Annotated in this window: 21 protein-coding genes; 18 read left to right on the top strand and 3 right to left on the bottom strand. The window is 37.4% G+C overall.

Annotated features, from left to right (window positions below; genetic code table 11):
• Window positions 1-252 precede the first annotated feature (252 nt).
• The 4 genes from CHU_RS12360 to CHU_RS12375 all read left to right on the top strand — a co-directional run bounded on the left by CHU_RS12360 (window position 253) and on the right by CHU_RS12375 (window position 3,080).
• Window positions 253-837 (top strand): Crp/Fnr family transcriptional regulator, encoded by a 585-nt coding sequence (locus CHU_RS12360; RefSeq protein ID WP_049755557.1) that lies wholly within the window; start codon window positions 253-255, stop codon window positions 835-837.
• A gap of 61 nt (window positions 838-898) precedes the next feature.
• Entirely contained in the window at window positions 899-1,609 is a 711-nt protein-coding gene (locus tag CHU_RS12365; protein ID WP_177254192.1) for a CPBP family intramembrane glutamic endopeptidase, read from the top strand.
• A gap of 266 nt (window positions 1,610-1,875) precedes the next feature.
• Window positions 1,876-2,277: an IS3 family transposase gene (locus CHU_RS19875; protein WP_011585551.1), complete on the top strand. Its 402-nt coding sequence runs from the start codon at window positions 1,876-1,878 to the stop codon at window positions 2,275-2,277.
• Between the two features lie 5 nt (window positions 2,278-2,282).
• The gene (locus tag CHU_RS12375; RefSeq protein WP_041932722.1) at window positions 2,283-3,080 is read left to right on the top strand and encodes an IS3 family transposase; all 798 of its coding nucleotides are present in this window, start codon (window positions 2,283-2,285) and stop codon (window positions 3,078-3,080) included.
• 86 nt (window positions 3,081-3,166) lie between these two features.
• On the opposite strand, the gene CHU_RS12380 is transcribed toward CHU_RS12375, so the two are convergent.
• Entirely contained in the window at window positions 3,167-3,904 is a 738-nt protein-coding gene (locus tag CHU_RS12380; RefSeq protein WP_049755559.1) for an outer membrane beta-barrel protein, read from the bottom strand.
• A 262-nt stretch (window positions 3,905-4,166) separates the two neighbouring features.
• Here CHU_RS12380 and CHU_RS12385 point away from each other — a divergent pair, with 262 nt between their 5' ends.
• The 5 genes from CHU_RS12385 (at window position 4,167) to CHU_RS12405 (ending at window position 7,804) form a co-directional block, all read left to right on the top strand.
• On the top strand, window positions 4,167-4,718 hold the full coding sequence (locus CHU_RS12385) for an RNA 2'-phosphotransferase (RefSeq protein WP_041932377.1): 552 nt from the start codon (window positions 4,167-4,169) through the stop codon (window positions 4,716-4,718).
• Window positions 4,719-4,872: 154 nt separating this feature from the next.
• On the top strand, window positions 4,873-5,187 hold the full coding sequence (locus CHU_RS12390; protein ID WP_011585909.1) for a DUF805 domain-containing protein: 315 nt from the start codon (window positions 4,873-4,875) through the stop codon (window positions 5,185-5,187).
• 124 nt (window positions 5,188-5,311) lie between these two features.
• A complete protein-coding gene (locus CHU_RS12395) occupies window positions 5,312-6,109 on the top strand; it encodes a class I SAM-dependent methyltransferase (RefSeq protein WP_011585910.1) in 798 nt (265 codons plus the stop codon).
• Window positions 6,110-6,237: 128 nt separating this feature from the next.
• Window positions 6,238-6,858, top strand: a complete 621-nt coding sequence (locus tag CHU_RS12400; protein WP_011585911.1) for a DUF4272 domain-containing protein — start codon at window positions 6,238-6,240, stop codon at window positions 6,856-6,858.
• Window positions 6,859-7,009: 151 nt separating this feature from the next.
• Window positions 7,010-7,804 (top strand): hypothetical protein, encoded by a 795-nt coding sequence (locus CHU_RS12405; protein ID WP_041932378.1) that lies wholly within the window; start codon window positions 7,010-7,012, stop codon window positions 7,802-7,804.
• A gap of 113 nt (window positions 7,805-7,917) precedes the next feature.
• Here CHU_RS12405 and CHU_RS12410 read toward each other — a convergent pair whose 3' ends face one another.
• On the bottom strand, window positions 7,918-8,676 hold the full coding sequence (locus CHU_RS12410; RefSeq protein ID WP_011585913.1) for a porin family protein: 759 nt from the start codon (window positions 8,674-8,676) through the stop codon (window positions 7,918-7,920).
• An 895-nt stretch (window positions 8,677-9,571) separates the two neighbouring features.
• Between CHU_RS12410 and CHU_RS12420 the strand changes: the two genes are divergently transcribed.
• Together CHU_RS12420 and CHU_RS12425 are read left to right on the top strand one after the other, a co-directional pair.
• Window positions 9,572-11,530, top strand: a complete 1,959-nt coding sequence (locus CHU_RS12420) for a gliding motility-associated C-terminal domain-containing protein (protein ID WP_177254149.1) — start codon at window positions 9,572-9,574, stop codon at window positions 11,528-11,530.
• Window positions 11,531-11,932 carry a hypothetical protein gene (locus CHU_RS12425; protein WP_011585916.1) on the top strand — a complete coding sequence of 134 codons (402 nt, stop codon included), beginning with the start codon at window positions 11,531-11,533 and terminating at the stop codon, window positions 11,930-11,932. It abuts the gene before it with no gap.
• Window positions 11,933-11,958: 26 nt separating this feature from the next.
• Here CHU_RS12425 and CHU_RS12430 read toward each other — a convergent pair whose 3' ends face one another.
• Window positions 11,959-12,399 carry an SRPBCC family protein gene (locus CHU_RS12430; RefSeq protein ID WP_011585917.1) on the bottom strand — a complete coding sequence of 147 codons (441 nt, stop codon included), beginning with the start codon at window positions 12,397-12,399 and terminating at the stop codon, window positions 11,959-11,961.
• Window positions 12,400-12,942: 543 nt separating this feature from the next.
• Here CHU_RS12430 and CHU_RS12435 point away from each other — a divergent pair.
• The 7 genes from CHU_RS12435 (at window position 12,943) to CHU_RS12465 (ending at window position 19,377) form a co-directional block, all read left to right on the top strand.
• Window positions 12,943-13,371 carry a hypothetical protein gene (locus tag CHU_RS12435; RefSeq protein WP_011585918.1) on the top strand — a complete coding sequence of 143 codons (429 nt, stop codon included), beginning with the start codon at window positions 12,943-12,945 and terminating at the stop codon, window positions 13,369-13,371.
• Window positions 13,372-13,418: 47 nt separating this feature from the next.
• Entirely contained in the window at window positions 13,419-14,012 is a 594-nt protein-coding gene (locus CHU_RS12440; protein ID WP_011585919.1) for a pentapeptide repeat-containing protein, read from the top strand.
• Between the two features lie 212 nt (window positions 14,013-14,224).
• Entirely contained in the window at window positions 14,225-16,087 is a 1,863-nt protein-coding gene (yidC, locus tag CHU_RS12445; protein WP_011585920.1) for a membrane protein insertase YidC, read from the top strand.
• A 76-nt stretch (window positions 16,088-16,163) separates the two neighbouring features.
• Window positions 16,164-16,631, top strand: coding sequence for a lipocalin family protein (locus CHU_RS12450; RefSeq protein WP_011585921.1), 468 nt, complete (start codon window positions 16,164-16,166; stop codon window positions 16,629-16,631).
• A 395-nt stretch (window positions 16,632-17,026) separates the two neighbouring features.
• Window positions 17,027-17,803 (top strand): ParA family protein, encoded by a 777-nt coding sequence (locus CHU_RS12455; RefSeq protein ID WP_011585923.1) that lies wholly within the window; start codon window positions 17,027-17,029, stop codon window positions 17,801-17,803.
• 24 nt (window positions 17,804-17,827) lie between these two features.
• Window positions 17,828-18,748: a ParB/RepB/Spo0J family partition protein gene (locus CHU_RS12460; protein ID WP_011585924.1), complete on the top strand. Its 921-nt coding sequence runs from the start codon at window positions 17,828-17,830 to the stop codon at window positions 18,746-18,748.
• Window positions 18,748-19,377: a DUF5683 domain-containing protein gene (locus CHU_RS12465; RefSeq protein WP_011585925.1), complete on the top strand. Its 630-nt coding sequence runs from the start codon at window positions 18,748-18,750 to the stop codon at window positions 19,375-19,377. Before CHU_RS12460 ends, CHU_RS12465 begins: the two co-directional genes overlap by 1 nt.
• Window positions 19,378-19,395 lie beyond the last annotated feature (18 nt).

Below are 19,395 nucleotides of genomic sequence, written 5' to 3' on the forward strand. Positions count from 1 at the left end.
AGTTTAAACCCCGGTGGCGTTACTTCTTCTCCTTAAGCTTCTCGCTCAAATCCGTAGCGGCGGAGTTGAGCGAGCTTTAATAATACGATTGATTTAATCTTACGAGCCTCACCGATCCATAGAGACAGTGAGTGAAGGGAGGGCCTGATTTTTATGTGTCTTGTCTTTCCGCACTGTCAAAAACAATTATGTTTCTGATCATTGTTTTTATACTCAAAAGAATTCATCTTTGGATTACAACTTAACCCGAAAATGAATACCGAAGAGCTAATAAAACAAGCATTTGATCCTTACTTCAATGTTCCTCTTGAAGCGTGGCAATCATTTACGGACTTAGGAGAAGTTATAGCAACCACTAAAGACCAAATCATAAAAAATCCGGACACAACAGAAAAGTACCTGAGTTTTATTCTAAAAGGAAGTGGCGGAATCTTATTTTGGAATAATGCTAATTTTGTGTGTATTGACCTTTGCTACGAAGGAGAATTTTTTGGTGATTATATGTCCTTTCTTAACCAACGACCAACACCGCTTGAAGTGATAACTTTTGAACCCTCCGAACTTTTCAGAATATCTAAAACCAATTTTGACAAGCTAAGCAGCAATACAGAATTTGGAGATAAAATCTGCCGGTTTGCATCCGAAGGACTTTTCATTCACAAACAAAAGCAGCAAATAGATATACTGTCAAAAACGGCAACAGAAAGATACATTGAATTGCAGGCCGAACAACCAACTATTATTCAGCGAACACCTCAAAAATACATTGCATCTTATCTCGGAATAACGCCTCAAAGTTTGAGTAGAATAAGAAACGAGTGTGCACTTAAGCATTAGTTACCATATGGTAACAGAAAAAGTATTTTTCAATCAGAACTTTGCAAAAACAAGATCTGATATGAAACTATTTTATACCCTTTTGATTACAGGAACTGCCACTCTCCTATTAGTAACTGCGCCAACTTTTACCAATTATATTTCCCTACATATTCATTCTGATAATTTTGTTAATGGTTTAGCAACGTATCAGATTTTTGCTTTGACAGTAGCAACGTTAGCGACAATATCCATTCTGCTTTTAAACCCTGCCAGCAAACAGTTTATCCGCATAGGACAAATAAATACAATGGCCGAAAAAGAAAAATGGCTTGGAATAAACGGCAAATCTTCGTGGAAAGTAAACGGTCTTCAATTGTTGTTCTTTGTAAGTGCTGCAACTGGAATATGTATGTTCTTAGCCGTAAAATATACAAACAGCATGGACAATTTTACGTGGGGCTTTATGCCCTTCGTGTTAGTGTTTTCCCTGACAAACGCAGTGTCAGAAGAGTTGATTTTTCGTTTTGGTATTGTCGGCGGACTGTTCAATCAGTATTCGAAACCAACCATATTGATTCTATCGGCTATATTATTCGGGCTGCCGCATTATTTTGGTTTTCCAAGTGGGTTTATTGGCATTTTAATGTCAGCAGTATTAGGTTATATCTTATGCAAGGCGACAATAGAAACCAAAGGACTTTCAATTGCATGGACAATACATTTTATACAGGACATCATCATTTTTACAGCGTTGATGATGATGCATGTTAAGCAAAATACATTGTTATAAGACAAAGAGTAACTTACAGCTGTTTGGCGAATCACTTTTCCAATGATGCTGACACCACACAACGTATACCGCAACGAACTAAAATAAAAAGAATCGTATATTTTTCGCTTTAATCATTTTTGTTTTTTATCAGAATGAAAAACAAAATAAACGATTTGTACTATACCAGCGTCTAATAAAAAAGCACACCTCAACCAAGAAGTGTGCTTTTTTATGAAAATAAACTGTATCGTCCTGAAATAAGTTGACACAAAATAGTCAAACTTATGGAAAAGACAGGAAAAAGAGTTTATGTAAAGCGGACTCAAAAAGATTACAGTTTAGCCTTTAAACTACAATTAGTAGATGAAGTAGAAAAAGGGGACTTAACCTACAAGCAGGCACAATTGAAATATGGTATCCAGGGAAGAAGTACCGTATTGACTTGGTTACGAAAACATGGTAGATTGGATTGGAAAGAATCTGACCAGATGAAAAAGAAGGCCCCCAATAAGCAAATCAAAGAACTGGAGCGTAAACTAAAACGCCTGGAAGCCGAGAAAGAAATTCTCAATGCCGCTATTGACATAGCAGATGAGCTGTTTGATACAGAAATCAGAAAAAAGTATTTGCCCCTCTCAGAAGCCGCTTTCAAAGAGAAGGGGAACAAAGAAGATTTATCACAGTAAAAGGTATAGCTTCAACGTTAGGTTATAGTCGTCAGTATTTATACAAAATGCTCAAGCAGGAGTTGATACTCATTGACAGAAGAAAGGCTATCAAACAACTGGTAGATACACAAAGAAAGCAGCTTCCTAGATTAGGAGGAAAAAAGACTTACCATATTATAAAGCCGTTTATTGATCAGGCAGAACTCAAAGTTGGCCGGGATAAACTCTTCTCAATATTAAGGTTTTATGATATGCTTATTAAGCCCAGGCGCAGATATATTCAAACAACGATGTCTAAGCATTGGCTCAGGAAATATCCCAATATAGTGAAAGGGCTCATCATACATAGACCTGAGCAGGTATGGGTTAGTGACATCACATACATAAAAACAGATGAAGGAAACTGCTATTTAAATATGGTCACTGATGCCTACAGCAGAAAAATAATGGGCTACTCTATAGCAGACTCTATGGATACAGAATCCATGATAAAAGCGTTTGAAATGGGATTGAAAAATAGAAAGTATCCTGATTCAAAATTGATTCATCATTCTGACAGAGGGCTTCAGTATTGCAGTAAAGAATATGTAGCATTGTCAAATAGCAATGGAGTAAGCATAAGTATGACCGAACAATCTGACCCTTATGAAAATGCGTTAGCTGAAAGGATGAATAGAACGCTCAAAGAAGAATTTGGATTAGGTCAAAAAATAATAACCAGACAAGTAGCAAAAGAGCTTACTGAGCAAGCAATACAATTATATAATAACGTAAGACCTCATTTATCATTAAAAATGAAAACGCCAGAAATGGTGCATTAAACAAAAATCCCAGTTACTTTTGATAACTGGGATTAGTATTAAAATCTGTCAACCTATTTCAGGACGATTCAAACTATATATGATTACTACTCATCCTTTGTATCTCCAAAGAAGTACGTTAGACCAACAGTGAAACCATAATTTTTTGTAACAACATTACCTCTGTGTGCTTCCTGATCAGGATTAGAATAATGTGGTTCATTGTTGCTTAAGCCCATGTGATACTGGCCAGTAAATAATAACCCTTTCACCTGGTAACCGACACCGTAGTTAATACCCCAGTTAATCTGATTAAAGTATTTGTTAGTGCCGGTGTAGTTATCCGGCACATCACTTGTCTGTAATGTTCCTGATCTGTCTTCGCGGCGTCTCACACCAAAGAAACCAACAGCGCTGGAATCTGTATTTGATGTGTATTTACCTCCTAAACCAAGGCTGAATTGAGGAGCCACAAAGACGTTAATTTTACCCGGACCTGCTTCAAACGTAGCAACAAAGTTCAACGGAATAGAAAGATAATCATATCTGTTTTTTAATACCTTCGTGTTACCTTCATCATCGCCATATTGAGTATCACCTCCCATTATGTTATATAAAACTTCAGGTCTGATAGAAAAATAATCGGATGTTTTAAGGTTGATTGCCACACCGGCCTGGTAACCAACTTTAGCTGTTCTAGATTGAACACGAGTGTTAGAAAGGTCGCCTGAAAACTCATAACTTTCATAATTCACATTTAATCCGACCTTTGGTCCAATGGTTACCTGTGCTTGAAGAGCTGAAGCTGCCAGTAAAAGACATAAACTTGTGTATACTTTTTTCATGTTGTTTATTTTTAGTTTAGGTTGAAAACACTGCACATTCAGATATTAAAAGGTATCACACTATATCGTTTAATCATGTGATTCTCTTATATCATTTATATAACAGATCAAAGGTATAGATCCTATATCAGGCCTTTGTTGCATAATTTTTGAAAATCGTTATATGTTTTTATTGTTCGTTATTTAAAAAAGCATGGGTCCATTTATAAAACACCTGTTGTTTTAATTGTTTTTATTATCAAAAGAATTGATCTTTAGATACATGATTACTGAAAAAGAACAAATACGTATAAGTAAATTTTTAAGTCTTGTGTTAAGACATCAGCCGGAGTTAATCGGTCTGCAATTAAATGAACAAGGCTGGGCACATATAGAAACGCTGCTTGAAAAATCGGCTGCTTATGGCGTTTCCTTTGACAAGCAAACATTAAAGTACCTTGTTGCGACAAACTCAAAAAAACGCTTTGCCTTCAGCCCCGATGCAGAATACGTACGTGCAAGTCAGGGACATTCCGTAGATATTGAATTAGGGTACAAAAATCAAAAGCCGCCTGAAATTTTATATCATGGAACAGCAGAAAAATTTATGCAATCGATTTTGGAAACAGGTCTTGAAAAATGCCGCAGACAGCATGTACATTTAAGCAGCACTATTGAAACTGCCATCCATGTTGGCCAGCGCCACGGAAAACCAGTTGTATTTACAGTTCTTGCACAACAGATGTATGCTAACGATTTCAGTTTTTATCTTTCGGATAATGGTGTCTGGCTTACAGATCATGTTCCTGTTATATATTTAACTATTAACCCGTGAAGATACTTAGAAAAACAACTTCAGAAGTTATTCCTACGTAACCTGCTAGTGTGTTATTTTCTGCTAATGAAACCGATCTTTTACAAACCTTGATCAAGCGGGCAATCAAATAATTTTAACTATTTTTGTATTAATCGTTAATCATCAACAGCATATGTTCAAAAAACCATTTTCATTTAACGGCCGTATCCGAAGAGCCGAATATTTTATAAGTTTTGTCATGTTCCTCTATTTTTTCGGAATGAGTTATTTAACAATGGCTTTATTTGGTTTCGCCGGTGTGATTATGTTATGCGTAGGATTTATTCCTGCTTGCTGGTTCATCCTTGCTCAGGGGGCTAAACGCTGTCATGATTTAGGCAACAGCGGCTTCTTTCAATACATACCATTTTACCGCCTCTTTTTACTTTTTGCTGATGGTCAAAAAGGTGAAAACGAATATGGCTTGAATCCAAAAGGCATTCAGTAGAATCAGTAATGATTGTACTTCAGTCTTGTGAAGAAAAGATAAGCGACGTTACGTTCATTTGTGGGACAACTTGTTTAGCGCATCTAAATTCGCTTCTGTATGAGCGGTAAATTAAGTAGAGAATATGAGAAAAGTTCTGGGATTAGCGAAAAGAATTATTAAATCAACAGTAGTTAAACTGCAGCAAATTTATTTTCAGATTTTTGGCAGTAAGGTTGAATGCAATATTTGTCACTACAAGGCAAATAAATTAAACAGTGACAGCTGGCATGCATACTGCACCTGCCCGAATTGTTCATCCGGAGTGCGTCAACGGCTGCTGATGGCTTCTTTTACACTTCTTGACAGATTCAATTTTCACTCAATCATAGATAAGAAAAACGTACTGCACTTCGCCCCTGAAAAAGCATTAGGTGCATTAATACAACAGCGTGCCAAAGAATACCGGACAGCAGATTTTTTCGCCGAAGGATATTCTTATAAAAATATTGATTACAACATCGATATTTCGGATATGAAAACCATACAAACAGAAACATTCGATTGTGTTATTGCCTGTGATGTGCTGGAACATGTACCCGATCATATTGGTGGTATCAGAGAAGTTTACAGAATACTAAAAAATGAAGGCTACTGCATATTTACAGTACCCCAAAAAGATCATCTGCAGGTAACCTTTGAAGACCTTTCCATTACAGATAAAAAAGAACGGGAAAGAATATTCGGACAATACGATCACCTGAGAATATACGGAGACGATTTTACTACGATACTACAAAACGCCGGCTTTGAAGTTACCGCAGTGGATGAACATTTTTTTGACAAACATGTTGCAGCGCATTATGTTTTGTTCCCGCCGGTTTTATCACAGCATCCGCTGGCAACAAATTACAGAAAAATATTCTTTGGAAGGAAAATATAAACACTGCTGCTTATTTGTCGGACCAAATTTATTGGCATCATCTGACATCTAGGTAGCTATTCTTTTTGGAATTCAGAAAGTAAAATAATTTATCTTAAATGAATAGTAAACAGTAACTCATTTGTGCGATGACAGCCCTCGAAAGAAAAGAACAAACAGAAACATTTCTTAAAACATTAGGTATTCCTGTACAGGATGAACTACCTGTGATCGAAGAAGAAAGCGACGTACACATCAGAACTGTTCAGGAGATCACAGCGCGCATCATGATCTTAACGTATCTGAATTGTCTTGTAACGCAGGAAGAACTGCAGCCCATCATTCTGGAGTACCTGCAGACTCACGGCTTATGGGCAAAGGTTTCACCAAATGAAAAACGCTTGTTTGAAAAAACGTCGTTTACTGATGAAGAAAAAGATCTGATCGCTATGCGGGCAGAATGCATTTGGGTATTACTTTGGTCGATTAATAAAGTTGAACGTCTTACATTGCCTACACGTGAAGTAAACGTTGATGAACTTTTTCCATTGCTCCCGCCATTCCTGGATGATCCATTCGATTATATCAAAGACGCGAGCCTTCGAACCGCAACGGAGATATTAAATGAAGCGGATTTTATATTCAGATTAAACTGGGCAATGAGTAAAACACCTGTGGAAGGTTTGAATGCGCACATTGCTTTTGAACGGTACTTTACTGTAAACTGGATCACATCGGTGCGCATGGAATGGGAAGATCAGCCGGTTTAATTCGAAACGATGAATGGTTTTAAAAATGACAAGCCAATAGGTTTGCGTTTATTTAAAACAATTGAGCCAAACCAATTGAATTATTGACAATAAAATTTCAATGCCATTTTTACAATACAGATTCTCAAACAAACAATTAACAAATCTGACTATGCGATTAATCTATTTCTTTTTACTTACAGCATTACTACCGATATCTGTATCTGCACAGAATAAATTAGTTATGAAAAAATATTACAATTATACCTATATAGTTGAACAATCAACAAATCACAATGTAAATACCTCATATGATACCATTCTGACACATGTCAATCAAATATCCCTTCCTTTTTTTATTTCATCAGATGAATCAGAAAACAAGTATTTAGCCTACTATATACACAATCAGGGATTAGATTCAGATACATTCAATATGAATACATTAAACGCAACCTGGATTTCTACATTAGAAAATAAAAAACCAAGTCTTACCAAAATATATTATACAAAAAATATCCTCAGCAAAGATATCCTTAGTATAATGTTTTATAAAAATGAATATGATTGCTGCCAAAACAGTACACGTTTATCGCGCCAATTTAATTATGCCTTTACACTTGACTGCAATACAAACAAGGTATTGCTATTAAAAGATGTTGTAGATACCGCTGTTTTTAAAAAAGAATATATTTCTATTCTTTCCTCTGTTCAAAAAGATATTTCGAATCCCGATTTCTACAAAGAGTTTATTTCAACGATAAAATTAGACGATATACTTACTGAACACATTTTATTAAATCATACAGGTATTCTGTTTTATTTGCCTGTAAAGATGGATACAAATAAATTAAAGGAATATGGGTTTTCCATAGAATATAAAACGCATGCAAAAATGATCCTTCCTTATATAAAAAAATACACAAACAATTACCCCCCGAAATCTTATATAATAGATGTAGAATAAAAAATATTTCTTATTCAGGATTTATTATTGATGCATAAGTTATGTTATTTTTTTCATAAAAAAAGCTGCCTCTTCATAATATGAAGAAGCAGCTTTTTTTATGAATATATTTTTTAGAACATCCAGGTAATACCTGCATAACCGCCATATGTTTTTCTGGAAGCACTTACAATAACATTATAAGTACCCTGTCCGTTTGTTGACGAATCCATATTTACAAGACCGTAAAAACCTCTGAAGCCTAAATCAAGACGTACGCTGTGACTTTTATTCAGTGCAAACTCCAAACCTGCACCATAAGCTACACCTACATCCCCTTTTCTCAACGCAACTACTGCTGTTGTAGAATCCGTATTTCCGTTACCGGATGTTTCAAATTTAGAGCCTGCATTTATACCAAACTGCGGACCAGCTACAAGGTTTAAATTAACCGGAGCTGCTTTATTTGTGTTCAGCGATAACAATACGGGTATGTTGAAATAATTAATTGTTAAATCGCGGTTTAAATTGCCATCCGCATATTTTTGATTGATTTGATAATAGTTCACTTCTGCCTGCACACCAATATTTTTAGTAAGATTAATACCGGCCATAACACCAAAGCCATGGCTCATTGTGAAGCTTCCTTCCACCACGCCCCCATCTGAAGTATTAAAATCAATAGAAGAAAACGTTGGCATATAACGTACACCTAATTCAACATGACGTAATTCAACATCGTCATCCTGAATTGTTCTTAACGATCTGATTTTTTCAACATTGAATCTGCCTGAATAATGAGATGCCTCTGTAGTGTCCTTCTCTCCTGCAAAAGAAGCGAATGAAGAAAGTAATAATAAATGACTTAGTAGGAATTGTCTTGAAAGTTTCATAATAAATATCAGTTAGCTGTGGTTGATCATGTTTTTATTTTGTTAATCAAATTTCATATAAAAAAATAACAGGCAGCTTACACCATTATGATTTTGAATTACATTTTCTTCATATGAAGAGTTAAACCGCTAACTATATATTTTATAAAAACAGGCGACAACACACAGATCTGCTCTTTACCCATTCATGCAGGGTTTAATATTTTTCTTTCAAATTTTACATGAAAGAACTAACATATTTCTCGTGTACTTAATTGCAATAGAAACAGATCTGAAAATTTAAAAATTGCATCAACATCATTATGAGTTTACATGACGCACGCACTTGAATACTAAAACGGAACGCTTTTCATGATCTGTTTTTTATATTTCTGTACCGGTGTTGAAAACAGGTATAAAAATACCATCAATATTTTGAATCAGCCTGCATGTGCATTTATTCCATCTGACTTCATGTTAACTCTTTCATCCTTCCTTTGTGAGCAGAAATACTTAATACTCAATAAATTTATACATTCAAGAATAATTCTCTACATTAGGGTTACAAATAATCATACAAATCCATTAATACAAAATAATATATTAAACATTTTTAATGTAAGTGCTGATGTTGTATAAAAAAGGCTTTTTTGGTTTTTTTTTACTCTTTATTCTTTTTCAGGTAAAAAGTCAAAATCTGGTTCCAAATCCAAGTTTTGAAAATACGATTAGCTTGCCCTGTTCCTGGATTATTGACCCGCCAAGTAATTTTAACAGCTTAATACAAGATTGGACAATGCCCAGTAATGGTTCAAGCGACATCTACAGCACAGATGTTCCTCCCAGTTGCTTTGCCAGTTGCTTCTCAGTAGAAATGAATTCTTTAGGTACCCAGGCTCCCAGATCAGGAAAAAACATGTGCGGTTTTTTCGCGTACGGGTCTGGGGGCGATCCTATTTACAGAGAATATCTTGAAGTTAAATTAACAACACCACTTACCGCAGGCGAACGCTATTATGCCGAAATGTATGTATCTGCAGCAGACTATATGCAATATGGCTGCGACAATGTTGGCATGTATTTTTCTACCACCGAAATTCTGGCTCCTGGCTCTATGTCGTATATACCATTATCACCTCAAATCAGGAGCAGTACTATTATTATTGATACTGATGACTGGGTTAAAATATCAGGAACGTTTGTAGCAACTGAAGCCGCGGAATATTTAATCATAGGTAACTTCTACGACAATGTCAGTACAAATACATTAGTAAAATTGGCAAATACAATGAAACCTAATGCCTATTATTTTATTGATGATGTTTTAGTAAAAAAAGAATGTGCCCCGCAGGATGCAACAGAAACAATCTGTAAAGGCACTACCACTACGTTACGCATTGACAATAGCATTATAAGCTGGGCAGAGGCATCTACGCCATCCGTTATACTTGCCAGCACTTCTACCGTTGATGTAACGCCATTGGTTACAACAACCTATATAGCTACCTCTGCCTGCGGACTTACGGCACAATTTAAAGTAATTGTGACAACCAATTCTGAAACAATTACCGCACAGATCAACGATCCCGGTCAGCTGTGTGATGGAACTACACCTGTTGATTTTTTTGCATCAGCCAGTACAACAGGCGCAGGTCCGCTAAATTACCAATGGTATGTAACAAGTACTTCCGGTTCAGAGCCGGTAGGTACCAACAGCTCAACATATTCCTATACCGCAAGTGCTGCCGATAATAATAAGACGGTTACCGTATTTGTAACAAGTGCGTCGAGCTGTACCGGGGGGGCAGCATCCAATATCGTTTCATTGAATATCTTAAACCTTACAACACCTGAGGTTACCGTCTCTATACCAAGCAATAGAATCTGCACGGGCTTAGTAACACCAAGCTTTACCGCTACAGCTACCGGAGCCGGAACAACTCCCTCCTATCAATGGTATGTAATTCCGGCCGCTACGGGATTACTGCAACCTGTAGGAACAGGCAGCCAAATATATAATCCGACCAATTTAACAAACGGGGATCAGGTATTTGTACAACTCATATCGAACGCAATGTGCCAGACAGGAACAAATCCGTATACCTCCAATAAAGTGTTAATGGAAATCAAACCAATACCGGCCCCTGCAATTATGGAAGGCGATCAAACAATCTGCTGGCCGGAAAATTTTACCTATCATGGTACGGGCGGCATAGATACACACTTTCAATGGTACCTGAATAATACGCCTATACCAGGTGCAACAGAGCTTGATTACATGGCAACTGAAAGCGGCTTCTACACACTGTTTGAAAGTAACACCATATGCGATTTTATTTCAGACCCGGTAAGGTTAACAATCATACCAACTCTTCAGGCTGATGCCGGCGAAGACATTACTGCCTGGCAGGGCGACATGGTTACGCTGAATGGCAGCGGTGGAGGCGCTTACAGCTGGTCTTCGGGAAACACCATAAACAATGCCTTTATAGCAAATCCAAGTCTTACAGCAGCTCATACCATTACTTATGTATTAACAGTAAGCGAACCCGGTAATGATTGTGCATCGAAAGATGAAGTAACCGTGTTTGTAAAAGGACCAATCAAGGTACCTAATGTGATTACCGTAAATGGAGATGGAATCAATGATGATTGGGTGATTGAAAATATTGAAGGGTATCCGAATGCAATCATTGATATTTACAACCGCTGGGGCAGCCTGGTATGGCACACACAAGGCTACTCAACAAACTGGGATGGCACAAACTACAGAAATGGACATCTGTTGCCGGATGGAACCTATTTTTACATCATAAACCTGCAGGATCAGAAATATGCAGATACTGTTACGGGCTGGATACAACTTGTTAAATAAATGAAAAAGAATTCAATTCTATTTATTACGCTTGCCTTCCTGTCAGGAACATTTGCCTGCATCACGCCTAAGGAAGCACAGCAGTTAAAAAAGGCAACTGCAGACTGGCGCGAATCTCCCGCTGTGCTGGAAGCCTATGCAGATGGACCTTTTTCCGGAACTTTTCTCATCCTTCGGGAGAATACTAAATTTGAACATACATCAAGCGGCATGCTGCAGTCGTTTGAGGCTGGTTCATGGAACAGGAATCACGATACGATAAACCTTTACTATGTAAACAGTGCACAGCAGATTAAGCAGCATCAAAAAGTTTACATAGACAGAAATACATCCACGTTAATCTTTGAAGGAGATACATTACCTGAACCCATGCGGCTCAGGATTGTGATCTGCGAGTTGTAAGAAAAAAGAATTGCGCTTACATTAGATTACGCGGACACTTTATTCTCCAGAAATTTCTTTAATCCCTCCAGCATTGTATTCCAATTATCTTCTGAATGCTTTTGTTCTTTTTCAGTTTCATTATTATCCTGAGTCAATTCCACTTCAACGCCTTTTTTCAATGCTGTTAATGTGATGGTAACAACATGATAATTCTCCGGCAGGTCGGGTTTACCGGTCAGCGGACTGAAATGCGAATACTGTAAGATACTCCGTTCGTTGAATTGAAGTATTGTTCCCTTGTCTTCATATGCCTTTCCTTTCCATTCCCCTTTCCACACAATCTGACTTCCTTCTTTCCAGTCTGATACCACAGTTGTACCAAACATGTATTCTTTAATGATTTCCGGATTAACCAATGCTTCCCATACTTTTTCAATGGGTGCATTAATAACTGTTTTTACCTGAGCAATCAATTTTATTTCCATAGCTTTAACGTGTTGATCTACATAATAATATATTAAAAAAAATGCAATCAAAAAACAGTAGATTTTACTTTATACTGTTTATTGAAAAAAAGGAATAAAAATTAATGTTCCGGTTTCCAATCCGGCATTAAATTTCGTCCTTCAGGTTTATTTTTATTTACATTTTAAAAGAATGCATGCAGCATAACGGTGCCTGAATGAGCTTGTTTTATAGAGATTCTTAAATGCTGTACGTTAAAATATAAGTTTCTCTGCTCTGATAAAATTCCCCTGAAATACTAACTAATTACATGTGCTATCATATATCTTAATAGTTTCCATTATTGTTTTGATTGAAATACTACAAGAGTAAAAATAAATACCGATATTTGTGTTGAACACAAACAGGCAGCTGTGTTTCCGTTTCTTATGTATTTGATTATTCAGGCGGGCAGCTGTGCATGCCGAAAAATACATCAAAGGAAAACAGCTAATAACATATAAAAAATAATTTTACAGTCATCGATTCAGGCTACTACTATACATTAATTAAAACAATATCCCATGTATTCAATTATCAAATCTCTTCATTCAAACCTTGCCCTGGTTTTACTCTTTGTATTATTCGCTGCAGTAATTTATATCCTTATTGGGTTCATGGGCAACAAAGAATTTACAGCTTCCAGCAAACGTATAGCACTGGCAGGTTTAATAGCGGCACACCTTCAGCTAGTAGTTGGTTTAATTATTTATTTTATTTCCCCATTGGGTATTGAAAACTTCTCAAAAGCCTCCATGGGTAATAGCATGAGCCGCTTATACATGCTTGAACACCCGCTTATGATGCTTCTTGCGATTGTGAGCATTACGATTGGTTACTCAAAATCTAAACGCGCTGCAACAGACAAACAAAAATATAAACTGCTGAGTATATTTTATGTGATCGGATTGGTATTCATTTTAAGCAGAATTCCGTGGCATGTATGGATGTAATCCATATATGTAATCATTAGTACGCACATAACTGAATAAGCAGTATAATGAGCCATTCCGGAGAACACATCGTACATCAGCAAAAAACATTTACCAACGTCAACTATTCCGGTAAGGTACTACGCGATAGGGAATTTATCTCGTGCACGTTTATTGGCTGTGACTTCAGTAAAAGTGATTTACGTGATAACGATTTTGAAGGATGTCATTTCAATCAATGTAATTTTTCAATGTCCATTATTGAAGGTACCGGTTTCAGAGATGCTGCGTTTACAGGATGTAAAATTCAGGGTGTTGATTTCACGCGCTGCAACCGGTTTATGTTTTCTTTTACCTTTAAGGATAGCCACATTGATTACTGCACATTTTTTGGAACAAAATTACGGAAGACAAACTTTCTGAATTGTACGTTAAAAGAAACAGACTTTTCTGAAGCAGACTTAACATCTGCCGTATTTGAAAATTGTGATCTTTCAGAAACACGTTTTTTAAATACCATCCTTGAAAAAACAGATTTCAGAACGGCTCAACATTTTTCGATTGACCCGGATTCCAATAAAATGAAAAAAGCAAAGTTCCATGCGATGAACCTTGCCGGCCTCCTATCAAAGCATCAACTGGATATCGAATACAGCGGTTAGTTGCATCTAAACATTGGCATTCATACATATTTTACATGTAACGGTTATATTATTTTTTTCATGCTTCGCATATTCCATCCAACAACAACACTCATTTTTAAGCACTTACACATCATTTAGCAGGGTATATTTTATCTCAGCAGACAGCCATAAATCATATATAAAATGGTATCTTTGCAGGGTTTTAAATAAGATAACAATACAAATTACCAATGGATAAGAATCAAATTATCGGTATTTCCTTAATTTCAGTATTGATGTTGGGCTACTTCGGCTTTATGTCAACACAAACGCCGGAAACACCCGTTACTACACCTCCTGCAATTACACAACCTGTTCAATCAGATACCGTACTTTTAAAATCTGCTGCAACAGATACAGCACTTAAAGCTCAAAACCAGCGTGAATACGGTGACTTTGCTGCTGCAATGGTTGGTGAAGCAAAAGAATATAAACTGGAAAACAAAGATGTTGTTGTTACGCTTTCTACAAAAGGCGGTACAATTAAATCAGTACTTCTTAAAAATTATTTTACCTGGGATAAAAAACAATTGTTCCTATTCAAACAGGAAAACAATCAGTTATCTCTTATCCTCAACACAAACAAAAAACCGGTAGATCTATACTCGCTGTACTATGCAGGTGTTGAAAGCAAAGCAGGCGATAAGCAGGTAGTAACGTTCAAAACAGATGCAGGCAACGGTAAAACAATTGAGCACACGTATACCTTAGGTGCAGCAGGTTTTACGGTAGATTATAATCTGAAAGCAGCCGGTTTTGGCGGAGAGCTTCCAAACCTCCCGTTAACACTTGACTGGAGGGAGCAGGTTGAACGTATTGAATACGATTCAGAACAGGCGCGTGTTAAATCAACGGTTAACTATATGGCTGCCGAAGATGGTTTCGACTATTTATCTGAAGCTTCTAAAGACAGAGAAACAGAAACACTTTCCAATGTATATTGGGTTTCATTAAAACAAAAATTCTTTAACAGTGGTTTTTATATTCGTGAAGGCGGTACCATTCCTTCTGCTACCGTTACTGCATATCCGATGTACAGCACATTACCCAATGCGCCTGTTAACTCAGAAAAATTCATCAAAGCACTGGAAGCTCAGGTACAATTACCTTTAGAGGCTGTGATCAGCGGTAAAGCTGCGTATGCGTTTTACTTCGGACCAAACGATTTCAAAATATGTAAAGCTGTACCGGCTGAAAATTATCAGAAAAACGTAAACCTTGGCTGGCCGCTTGTCAGCTGGATCAACCGTTTTGTGGTAATCCCGGTATTTGATGGTTTAAAAGGCGTGTTCAGCAGTTTCGGTTTAATCATCGTAATTCTGGTATTGCTTATCAAACTTGTATTGCTTCCATTATCGTATAAGTCATTTGTTTCAATGGCTAAAATGAAGGCATTGAAACCGGAGCTGGACGAATTAAAAGCAAAGCACGGCGATGATCAGCAAGCAATCCAGATGGAGCAGATGCAGGTTTACAAGCAATTCGGTATTAACCCGTTAAGCGGCTGTATTCCGGTATTGTTACAAATGCCGATCTTACTTGCTATGTTCAACTTTTTCCCGAACGCAATCGACTTACGTGGGGAATCCTTGTGGTGGGCAACCGATCTTTCCAGCTACGATGAGTTTGCAAAACTACCATTCACCATTCCGTTTTATGGTTCACACGTAAGCATGTTTACATTATTGATGACCATCTCTACCCTTGCGTATACCTGGGTAAACAATCAGGTAAGCACCGTAACAGGACCGATGAAATACATGTCGTATGCCATGCCGGTTGTATTCTTATTTGTATTAAACTCCTTCCCTGCAGGTTTAAGTTTCTACTATTTTGTTTCAAACTTAGTAACCATTGCACAGCAATTAATTATCCGTCGTTTTGTAGACGAAGGTCAATTACGTTTGCAGCTGGAAGCAAAAAGGGATAAAAACTTAAGCGGCGATACAACAGGCGGCGCTCCTAAAAAGAACCGTTTCATGGCACGTATGGAAGAAGCAATGAAACAAAGAGAGCAGGAACAACAGTTTAAGAAAAATATCAAGAAAAAATAATTCAGACAGAACCGCAATTTATTGCGTCTTCACATTAAAAAAGCCGCCGGTTGAAACTTCAACGGCGGCTTTTTTAATGAAACTTTGGGTTAAAAGTGATGACCCAGCTCCTGCTTCAACACCAACAACAACTGCTACTTTATCCGCAAAAGAAAAATTATTAACTCAAACAACCTGGCATTTTACAGCATCAACAGCTGATAAACCCGTGTATGTATTAGGAAGCGAAACGGCAAGCACAAATCTTTACAGCCAAATGTCTGTTTGTGCATCAGATGTAGAATACACGTATGCTGCTAATAAAAAAGGGACATACGGTGGAGATTGCGGTGGTACAATGACCCCACAATCTATTGGATTTACATGGGCTTTAACTTCGGGTGAAACAGTATTAACCATTACTGCATATGGACAAGTAAATAACTGGACAATTTTACAACTGACGGAAGATACATTAGTTGTTTCGTACGCGAGGATACCGACAAAAACGGAACGGCTTATGTACGAACAGATACATACAAAAAGCTATAAATTACTGTCTTGACTATTAACAAAAGGGCTGCTGATAATTTATAACCGGCAGTCCTTTTGTTTTTTATAACGGGCATTAGATATAAAAACAATAAAGAACCAGCTCATTTCTCTGGTTATTTTTGTGGAGAACCAACCAATTGAATTCTTAATACCAACCTTGGAATTAAAACTCCTGAATATATGTTTATTATCCATGTGCATATATTAGAGAACCAATTCAGTTAAGCCATTATTTATTTGGGCATTAGACCCAAACATCCACATGTTATCCACATTTATTCTTGATAACAATAGGGTAACTTCGAAGTTAGACACCCGCCCGCTAAGCAATAAGATGTTATCTTTGTATAATCTGAAATAATCAAAAAAGGGGATTTCGTTTAATTCTAAACCGTTTCAAATTTTATGGGTAAGATCATTGCGATTGCGAATCAGAAAGGCGGCGTTGGTAAAACAACTACTGCAATCAATTTAGCAGCTAGTTTAGCAGCATTGGAGCACAAAACGCTTTTAGTTGATGCAGATCCACAGGCAAACTCTTCTTCCGGATTAAGTGTAAATCCAAGAGATGTTGAACGTGGTATTTATGATTGTATGGTGGAAGGATTTGACCCGGCCGAATTGATTATTCAAACAGAAATCAATCACCTGGACCTGCTTCCTTCTCACATCGATTTGGCGGGTGCGGAAATTGAATTAATTAATCTGGAAGAACGTGAATTCAGAATGAAAAAAACCCTGGCCAGTATTAAGGACCAATATGAATTCATCATTCTTGACTGTTCTCCTTCCCTGGGTTTAATTACCGTAAATGCGCTTACCGCTGCTGATTCTGTTTTAATACCCGTTCAGTGCGAATATTTCGCCCTTGAAGGAATTGGTAAATTATTATCAACGATTGAAATTATCCAGGAGCATTTAAATCCTGAATTACATATTGAAGGGGTGTTAATGACGATGTTTGATTCACGCATGCGTTTATCAAATCAGGTTGTGGACGAAGTAAAAAAACACTTTGAAGAATTGATTTTTGAAACACTTATTCCAAGAAACATTCGTTTAAGTGAAGCACCATCGTTTGGAATACCTGTTATTGCACACGATGCGGAAAGTAAAGGTGCACAAAGCTATATGAGTTTAGCACAGGAAGTATTGGTAAGAAACGGTATTGTTGTTGCCTGAGTTTTTTAAAAGAGAAGTTGACTAATGAGTAATACGAACAATATAAAGAGAAATGCATTGGGCAGAGGTTTAGGTGCCTTGTTGAAAGATGCGGATTCAGTAAAAAGCAAAAACACTACTGAAACAACCGCTGCTGTAGCAAGCAACCTGAATGAAATCCCGGTTGAGCAGATCGAAGTAAATAGCTATCAGCCGCGTTCTCATTTCAATGATGAAGCTCTGAAGGAATTATCGGAATCGATAAAGATCCAGGGTATCATTCAACCGATCACTGTTCGTCAGTTAGCTCCTAATCAATACCAGTTAATCTCCGGTGAACGCCGTTTACGTGCGTCTAAACTTGCAGGTTTAACAAACATTCCTGCCTACATCCGTACAGCAAACGACCAGCAGATGCTGGAGATGGCACTGATCGAAAACATTCAGCGTGAAAACCTGAATCCCATTGAAATTGCGATCAGTTATCAGCGCATGATTACGGAATGTAATTTAAAGCAGGAAGAACTGGGCGACCGTGTTGGTAAGAACCGTTCAACCGTTACCAATTATGTACGTTTACTGAAATTACCACCGGATATACAGGTTGCCTTACGTGATAACGAAATCAGTATGGGACATGCACGTTCTATTATCAGTTTGGAAAAAATAGAACAGCAATTGTATGTGTTAAATAAAATCAAAAGCGAAGAATTATCGGTGCGTGCCGTTGAAGAACTGGTACGTAACTTACAGAATAATAAACCGGCTTCAGCAGATACTAAGGGAACACCTGCAAAACCAGCAGCGGCTGCCAATGCGGAGATTTCAAGCCTTCAGAACAAATTAACCTCTCACTTCGGAACTAAAATACAGGTAAAGAGTGATAAGCAATTTAAAGGCGAGATCAAGATTCCGTTTGTTTCTGCAGAAGACCTGAACCGTATTTTAGAGATATTAAACTTCTAATGAAAGGTTTTTCATTTGCATTATTTTTATTGTTTACTGTTGCTGCCCAGCAGGTTTTTGCTCAGCAGCAACAGCAAACTACTGTTCCCGTACCTTCCGACACGATTGAGCCTCCTCCTACCCAACAGGAATTAGCGAATAAAAAAATCATGAACCGCCAGCCCAACAAAGCTGCGCTGATGTCTGCCATATTACCGGGTGCCGGACAGGTATACAACAAAAAATACTGGAAAGCCCCGTTGCCGCCAATCGGTTTGCTGATCACAGGCTATCTGGCAATAGATTACAGCAATAAAACAAAGGTATACGGGGAAGCTGCAAGCCTTGCGGAACATAATGCAGACCGATCCGCTCTCTCTACATCCTACACAAATGCAGGCTATAACCTGCAAACACTCTCTGCCACACAACTCCGAACCCTGCAGGATGATTCCCGGAGATACATGTACATGAATATTGTCATCTTTTCGGGTATCTATGCCCTGAATATTGTAGATGCCTATGTTGATGCACACCTGAAAGAGTTTGATGTAAATGAGAACCTCAGCTTTAAGGTTAAGCCACTTTTTTATGCCACGAATTATTCCCATCTTGCAACAGGTTTAACCCTTTCTATAAGGCTTAAATAAATCATTATTACCTAAGTT

Origin of the sequence: Cytophaga hutchinsonii ATCC 33406, from assembly GCF_000014145.1 — a bacterium.
GTDB classification, from domain to species: Bacteria; Bacteroidota; Bacteroidia; order Cytophagales; family Cytophagaceae; genus Cytophaga; species Cytophaga hutchinsonii.